Genomic DNA, 7,364 nt, shown 5'->3' on the forward strand with positions numbered 1-7,364 from the left:
AAAATACTGATTTAATAGGATTTATCGTGTGGCTAATTTGTTCTTGCAATTTGGGTATAATTTTCTTATATATTTAGTATAGGTTATTCACTATTAGAATAACTTAATTATAACAACTGCTATTATTTAGCTGATAAGTTTAGAAAATATCGAGTGCGAGGAATCCTGGGTATGGACACAGTAAAATTCTATTTCTGGCGTGATCAAAAGGATAATTATTGTAAGCAATTAACAACGGTTATTCAAATGTATTATAAAACGAAAATTGATCAATCCAGATTGGCCGTACCAGCGAGTGATGCCAATTTGGTCAACATTGAAGTGACAATGCACCTGTATACGCATATTTTATTATTGGCGCAACAATGGCAGCAACAGGTGCAGGACTTTTTGACGTATAATTTAGCGCAGCAAAAACTGACGCCTGCTCAGTTTGATTATCGAACGAGTATGCGCTTGTTTGGGGTATTATTGACTAACGATATGGCGCAGGCAATGAATGTGGTGGAAATGCAGCAGTTATATTATTTGGCTGAGGTGATCAAATCGGGTAGTAGCACGGCGGCACAGCAGTTACGCGAAATACGGCCAGATTACTTTTGCCAGGTTGTTGATCCGTTAGACCTTGCTAGTAATACACTGCACCATTTAGATATTTTTACGTCGCTGTATGAGAATCAGGCAGAACTACAAATAAGTGAGCTGGACTTGCTTGACTTTGACCGCTTAACGCAGCAATTTTGGCAACGAATGCCGGAAACGTTAACCGTTGAACGCGACACATTAGTGATGCTGTTGAAATAAATAGACAAACGTCCTCCTCAAGTAGCAGCGATAGTCCGTTACTTGAAGGGGACGTTTATTTTATAGTGGCTAGCACTATTTTGGGATTTCTTGCGCAGTTAGTTCTTGCCAGATCTGTTGGCAGGTTAGTTGCAGTAATGGTTCATCAGCCAAGGTGAACTGATATTGTTCACTGGTCGCTTTAGTCGCCTGACTTTCGGCCAGTTTGGCGCTTTGTTCATCGCTGAGTAGTTCGTTAGTGGTCGCCAGCACCGATTGCATGCTGAGCTGATAACCATATTGGAAGCCGTAGAAATAAACATCCACAAAATCACGCTGATTGAGCGTTGTATCGGTGGCTAATTTGGCGTCGTCCCACGAACGAACACCCTTAGCGCTAACAATCTGCAAGCGTAACTTGATGTCCATCGCCTTGAAATCCTGGGCAGTTGGTTCGGCTAAACGAGTGCGCAACAAGTCGCCAAGGGCTTGCGTCCGCGCTTGATTTTCCTGCTCGAACTCAGGAAATTGCTTAACTAATTCTGTGCTGGTAAGTTCATTTTCACTGCTGATACATTTTGTGTAGGCCGCACTAATGCCTGCGTCCATTCCGGCTTGATAAGTAGCCGTGAATGGCGCTAACCAAATATCAATCGGCTGGTACAGTAAAGTGTCAATATAATCGGCAAATTCATCGTTCGCCGCCGCAAAATTTTCCATATTAAATACCTCCAAATAAGCAATGTAACCGATAACAATTATAGCATATTTTGCGCTGCTTTAACGTTTGGTCATAAATATCGATAAAACGATTAGGGTATTTCCTGAAAAAGGGATGGAAGGGTTGACACAGTTGTAACCGCTGTCTATATTTAAGGCTATCCTAGCAAAGGTTGTGACCTGATGAAAAAATTAGAATTATTTGAAGCTGCTGAATATGCGGCAGACAATCCTGTTCTGCAAATGATCCATGCAGCGTTTACGGCATTGGAACCAGTGCCCTTTATAGAAGCAACCCGGTATAATTTAGTCAACGACCGCGAATTATTTGCCCAACGCCCAGAAATTACAGCGTTGCTACAAGCGGAAACTGAAAAAGTACTGCCGATCACCATGTTTGATGGCGCAGTGGTCAAAACAGGTGCTTATCCCAGCATTGATGATCTATCAACAATCACCGACTTAGACTTTGTGCCAGCCGATACTGGCGGTGGTTGTTGCGGCGGCGGCGCAGGGGAGTGTAACTGTCACTAATTGAACCTTCTAAATTATTTTGGTATAACGTGAAGGTGGTACAACAAGTCAGCTGTTACCGGCGCTGCTTGTTGTATTTTTTTGTTTTTTGCTAAAGTTAAGCGCGTTATCTAGCGCGCTTAACTCATGCTCGAGCAAACAGCCTTGACGTCGACACCGTTTTCTGAAATAATAATAGTTATGAATATAATAATTTTTTTATTATATATTGTCGACTGACCCCCCAATATAAGGAGGAATCTGCCTATGCATTCACAGCATCGTCAGGCCGTCATCGAGCGCTTGAAAACCTCGCGCCATGCCGGCTTGACCACCACAGAAGCACACGACAGACTGACCGAGTACGGCTACAATGAAATTCAACATGAAACGCGTGTGCCAGCTTGGCGCGTCTTTCTACGTTCGCTGTTAGAACCGATTATTATTATTCTCTGGATCGCCATCGGCTTAACGCTGATCAGCGCCAGTTATGATTTTATCGTCAAAAACGATCACGCCCATGGGATGGCAGCAATCTATGAAGGCCTCGTAATCTTGATCGTGATCCTAGTCAACGCCAGCTTAACTTATTGGCAGAAATTAAAGGCGCAAAAATCGTTGGCCGCCTTAAGCGCCATTTCACGGCATCAAGTCAATGTGTTACGTGATGAAACTTGGCAAAAAATCGATGCCGTTGCCCTGGTGCCAGGTGATATCGTTGATGTTAAAATCGGCGACTTTATCGAGGCTGATCTACGTTGGTTAACGGTCAATGAATTACAGATCAACGAATCCCATTTGACCGGCGAATCAGACGCTGTAGAAAAGACCCGCGACAGTTTAGCAGCGGATACCGAACTTGGATCACGGACTAATATGGGTTTTTCCGGATCAACCGTGGTTAACGGTGGCGGTATCGGGGTCGTCACAGCCACTGGAATGAACACTGAATTAGGTAAAATTGCTGACTTGTTGCAACAAACTAAGCAGCAGAAAACGCCGATCGAGCAAACGGTCAGCCAGCTGACTAAGCGCTTAATGTTGGCGGCCGGCGCGGTGGTTGTCGTAGCAATCAGCTATGATTTAGTGAAGGAATATTTGAACACAGGCACGATCACAGTGGTTGGCCTCATGAATAACGTTTCTGGTGCCATTGCGTTGGCGGTCGCTTCGATCCCGGACGCGCTGCCGGTGGTACTGTCGATTGTGCTGACCATCGGCGCCCGTGTTTTAGCACGGAATAAAGGGTTGATCAAATCGCTAAGCAGTGTGGAAACGCTGGGGGCAACCACCTTTATTGCTTCGGATAAAACAGGGACGCTGACTAAAAATGAAATGACTGTAACCCGCTTTTTCGCCAACGGAATTAATTTTGCGGTGGATGGTAACGGCTACGATCCAGTTGGCGAAATTCATGCGGTTAAAACTGACCAAGACGTACAGACTGCCGATTTTCTACCATTTATTCAAAGTGGTGTTTTAAACAATGAGGCACAGATCCAGCGCGATGAAATTGGCAACTACGCGCCCTTAGGCAATCCAACCGATGTGGCGTTGGTGGTGCTCGGCCACAAAGCACAGGTTGGTCGCGATGAGTTGCTAAGTCAGACCGGCGAACAAGATCGTGATATTCTGCGGATTCTACCATTTGAAAGCACCCGGAAGATGATGAGTACGATCGTTAAGGTCGGTGAGCGTTACGAATTACTGACCAAAGGGGCGCCGGATGTGGTGATGCGCCACGCCGCCAATGCACAGCTGCATGATCAGCTAGTTGATATCGCGGCTGCCAATGATGTATTGGAGCAGCAAATTTTAAGTTACGCTAACGATGCGTTGCGCACCATCGCCGTCGCCAAACGTGAATTGACCCAAACTGAAGCGTTGAACGCCACCCAGGAAGAGCTGGAACAAGATTTAACGATTCTAGGCATCGCCGGTATTATTGATCCGCCGCGGCCGGAAGTCCAAAAATCAATTGCTACGTTACGCAAAGCGTCGGTTGAAGTGGTGATGATCACCGGTGATCACGCGGCGACAGCACGAGCGATTGCTTATCGGTTAGGTATCGTTAAGGATAAGCAGGCGCAGGTGGTTGAAGGCCGCGAAATCGAGCGTATGACTGCTGAAGAATTATTTGAATTAGTGCCGGATGTGCGGGTTTACGCCCGCGTTTCCCCAGAGCATAAGCAGCGGATCATTAAGGCCTTGCAGCAGCATGAACAGGTGGTGGCGATGACCGGCGATGGTGTCAATGACGCGCCCGCCTTGCGCGCCGCTGATATCGGTATTGCCATGGGCATCAACGGCACCGAAGTTACCAAGGATTCGGCTGATCTGATTCTGTTGGACGACAAGTTTACTACCATTGAAAAGTCGGTTGCCGCCGGGCGAACGATTTTTGCCAACATTAAAAACTTTATGCGTCAGGAACTGACTACTAACGTCGCCGAAGTGTTATCGATTTTGCTGGGCACTTTTCTGATCACCCGCCCAATCGGCCATATTTCCGAACTGACACCAACACTAACCACGATCATGGTGTTGTGGGTCAATATGATCAGCGATTCGCTGCCGTCATTTGCCCTGGGTTACGACGAGCCAGAACAGGATATTATGGCGGTCAAACCGCGTGACGTGAAGCGTTCCGTGCTGGCCGACCATCTATTATCACGCGTGATGATTCGCGGTTTTGTGATGGGCTTCGCCGTTTTTATTGCCTTTTACTGGGCTGCCAAAGCGGGGATGCAACAAAATGAAGCGCAAACGGTCGCCTTTTTAACCTTAGTCTTCGGTCAACTGTGGCACGTATTTGATGCGCGAAGTGAGCATACACTATTCCGCCGCAATCCGTTTAGTAATCCATACTTGCTGGCGGCCGTGCTATTCGCGGCAATTTCATCGCTGACGATCACGTTCTTACCATTTTTCAATACCTTGATGGGCACCAGCCTGCTGACTTGGCAGATTTACTTGGCGGTAATTTTCTTGCCGGCCCTGCCAACTTTCATTCTGTCGGGGATCAAGGAACTGTTCAAAATAAAAATCTGGTAAAAATAGCTTAAGCAACCGAAGGGTCATTAGACTAACGACTAATTTTAATAGTAAAAACAAATAGAACGACGGCCAACATTAAACAAGTGTTGGCCGTCGTTCTATTTAGTAAGCTGCTTTGCTAGTTCGCATTATTGGGCAAAAAAATCACTTAATCAAAATAATTTTAAATTTTTCGAATTAATTAAGTCTAATTGAACGCTTTTTTATTGTGTAAAATTATAATTTAGGTTAGCTCTAGGTTTTAGACCACTGTGTTATTTAATTATGAAAGCTTGGTATATAGGCGTTTTAAAAAAATAGGCAAAAAACCAAAAAAAAAATTTATGAAAAAATTGTGAAGATTTTAGGTGCAATTTAGACAAAAAATAGTTATTTATTCAAAATAGATAAACTTTGTTTACTTTTTATGGTTGATTTAAGATTGGTTGGAACAACTCGAGTTGATGTAGAACACTGAAATAGTCGATTTTTTGATTGGTATAGGTTAATTATACTGAATTTATGAAAACCCTTCTATATCAATGATTATCAGAAGATATTAGTTATTATTGCGAATAGAAAAGTCAAAAAGCAACGGTTGTATTTTCGATAAATGACATTAACACATGGTTTAATATTATTGTACCTATAATCTAAAAGTAATGATTAGGTCTTGATATCACTTAAGGAACAGGGTTGTTTACGCTTTTGAGTTTCAATGCTATACTTCAGTTGTTGAAATGGAAGGGCTTATTTATGAACAAGGAGGCTGACGCTGATGAACAAATTATCAGTTAGACCTCGCAATATGATTAGGATTATCTTACTTGGATTGATACTAATAGGTGTAGCCGTAAGTTATCATTATTATTCCTACTCAATTTGGGGGAATGATAGCGTGGTCGAAGCTAGTACAAATGCAATGAAGTCAGATGCGCATGTCATTGTAACCACAGATAATACCAAGACTACCACTGCTAGTGAAGCACCGATTGCAACGGCACCAACGGCAGTTCAACCAATGGTGACGGTGGCAACGGCAACTTTACCGCAAACTAGTGATAATGGCTGGCAAGCGATAATGCTAATGTCCAGTGGAATGATTGGTATAGGAACAGCATTAGCGGTATTAAATTCAAGAAGAGTTAAGGCAGAATCTTAATAGCCGCACTCATTTCGAATTGGTACGACAAATGATAATAAAAAAATAATAAAGGATCGCCGAAAGGAGAAAAACATCATGAAACTCTCAACTAAATTAATCACATTATTAGGTGCTTCCGCATTAAGCTTTGGGGCTTTGGTACCAATGGTTGGCGCAAATGCAGCGGGGACGGCTAATGGATATGTTACTGGTTCTGATACTAAAACTACTGATTTACCAGCTTCAACTTCCAAAGATATCAATGATACGACAGGTACAGCGACTGGACAATCAGATGCTCATGTTACGGTAACGACTGGTTATCTGACATTAATGAAAGTGCCTGATTTTAACTTTGGTGTTGTTCAACCTGGCACTGATAATAAAATTCTAAAGAATAATGAAGGTTTAGTAACAGATGATGGGAATAGTGATGGCATACTACAAGTTAATGATTACCGTGACGGTGAGGATAATGCATCAACGGGTATGGGCTACACAGTGACGGCGCAGCTAGGCAATTTTACAGGTTTGGCTGATCCTGATGGGGTTGCAGGAATTAAGGATACGCCAGCTGGAACAGGCAATGCTGCGTTCACTATGAACTTGAACGCAGTGGCTGGGGGGACTCAATCAGGTACGAACACAACAGACTTGACTTCAACTGCAGTTAACTTAATGGCAGGCACTGGTGGACCAGAAACAGTACTAAGTCTTAAAGCTGGAACAGGTTATGGTATGACTTCAGTAGGATATATGGATTCTTCAGCAGCAAGTCTAACTGTGCCAGCTGAAACAGCGAAGGGTTCATATGATGCACCTATTACTTGGACCTTAGCGCCACTTCCAAGCAATTAATTAAGTTAATACTAGTAGAACGTTTAGCGGTGATCTGCTACTAAATGGCAGCAGGGGTGGGCAGATACTTGGCTCACTCCTGTTTTTTTAAATGAACAAACGAGTATGTCATAATGCGCTGCGGATTGGTATAATTAAAATGCTGAGAAAGCGGTTTAATTAAAAAATCAGTGGCGAAGGGGACGATTTAGATGAAGAAATTTAACACTTGGTTAGTAGCAATTATAGCAGTAGTTTTTGGTAGCTTAGCCTTGATTGTCAAGGGCGGCGTAAAAATGTAGGTTTATGGCGGTTAGAAAATGTAGGTTTG

At 43.5% G+C, this 7,364-nt stretch carries 6 protein-coding genes; 5 read left to right on the forward strand and 1 reads right to left on the reverse strand.

Features of this window, described 5'->3' with window-relative positions:
* Positions 1–171: 171 nt before the first annotated feature.
* Positions 172–804 (forward strand): hypothetical protein, encoded by a 633-nt coding sequence (locus tag EKM80_RS14205; protein ID WP_125554296.1) that lies wholly within the window; start codon positions 172–174, stop codon positions 802–804.
* Between the two features lie 75 nt (positions 805–879).
* On the opposite strand, the gene EKM80_RS14210 is transcribed toward EKM80_RS14205, so the two are convergent.
* Entirely contained in the window at positions 880–1,503 is a 624-nt protein-coding gene (locus EKM80_RS14210; RefSeq protein ID WP_125554298.1) for a hypothetical protein, read from the reverse strand.
* 183 nt (positions 1,504–1,686) lie between these two features.
* On the opposite strand from EKM80_RS14210, the gene EKM80_RS14215 reads away from it, so the two are divergent.
* The 4 genes from EKM80_RS14215 (at position 1,687) to EKM80_RS14230 (ending at position 7,054) form a co-directional block, all read left to right on the forward strand.
* Positions 1,687–2,037, forward strand: a complete 351-nt coding sequence (locus tag EKM80_RS14215) for an arsenic metallochaperone ArsD family protein (protein ID WP_125554300.1) — start codon at positions 1,687–1,689, stop codon at positions 2,035–2,037.
* A 240-nt stretch (positions 2,038–2,277) separates the two neighbouring features.
* The gene (locus EKM80_RS14220) at positions 2,278–5,070 is read left to right on the forward strand and encodes a cation-translocating P-type ATPase (protein ID WP_191985958.1); all 2,793 of its coding nucleotides are present in this window, start codon (positions 2,278–2,280) and stop codon (positions 5,068–5,070) included.
* An 880-nt stretch (positions 5,071–5,950) separates the two neighbouring features.
* Positions 5,951–6,214, forward strand: a complete 264-nt coding sequence (locus EKM80_RS14225) for a hypothetical protein (RefSeq protein ID WP_125554304.1) — start codon at positions 5,951–5,953, stop codon at positions 6,212–6,214.
* 78 nt (positions 6,215–6,292) lie between these two features.
* Positions 6,293–7,054, forward strand: a complete 762-nt coding sequence (locus EKM80_RS14230; protein ID WP_125554306.1) for a WxL domain-containing protein — start codon at positions 6,293–6,295, stop codon at positions 7,052–7,054.
* Positions 7,055–7,364: the final 310 nt, after the last annotated feature.

Source organism: Loigolactobacillus jiayinensis (assembly GCF_003946445.1).
GTDB classification, from domain to species: domain Bacteria; phylum Bacillota; class Bacilli; order Lactobacillales; family Lactobacillaceae; genus Loigolactobacillus; species Loigolactobacillus jiayinensis.

What these genes read in the sequence shown, in the direction of transcription:
- EKM80_RS14205 (WP_125554296.1), top strand. Translation starts at nt 172, where the DNA reads ATGGACACAGTAAAATTCTATTTCTGGCGTGATCAAAAGGATAATTAT.
- EKM80_RS14210 (WP_125554298.1), bottom strand. Translation starts at nt 1,503, where the DNA reads ATGGAAAATTTTGCGGCGGCGAACGATGAATTTGCCGATTATATTGAC.
- EKM80_RS14215 (WP_125554300.1), top strand. Translation starts at nt 1,687, where the DNA reads ATGAAAAAATTAGAATTATTTGAAGCTGCTGAATATGCGGCAGACAAT.
- EKM80_RS14230 (WP_125554306.1), top strand. Translation starts at nt 6,293, where the DNA reads ATGAAACTCTCAACTAAATTAATCACATTATTAGGTGCTTCCGCATTA.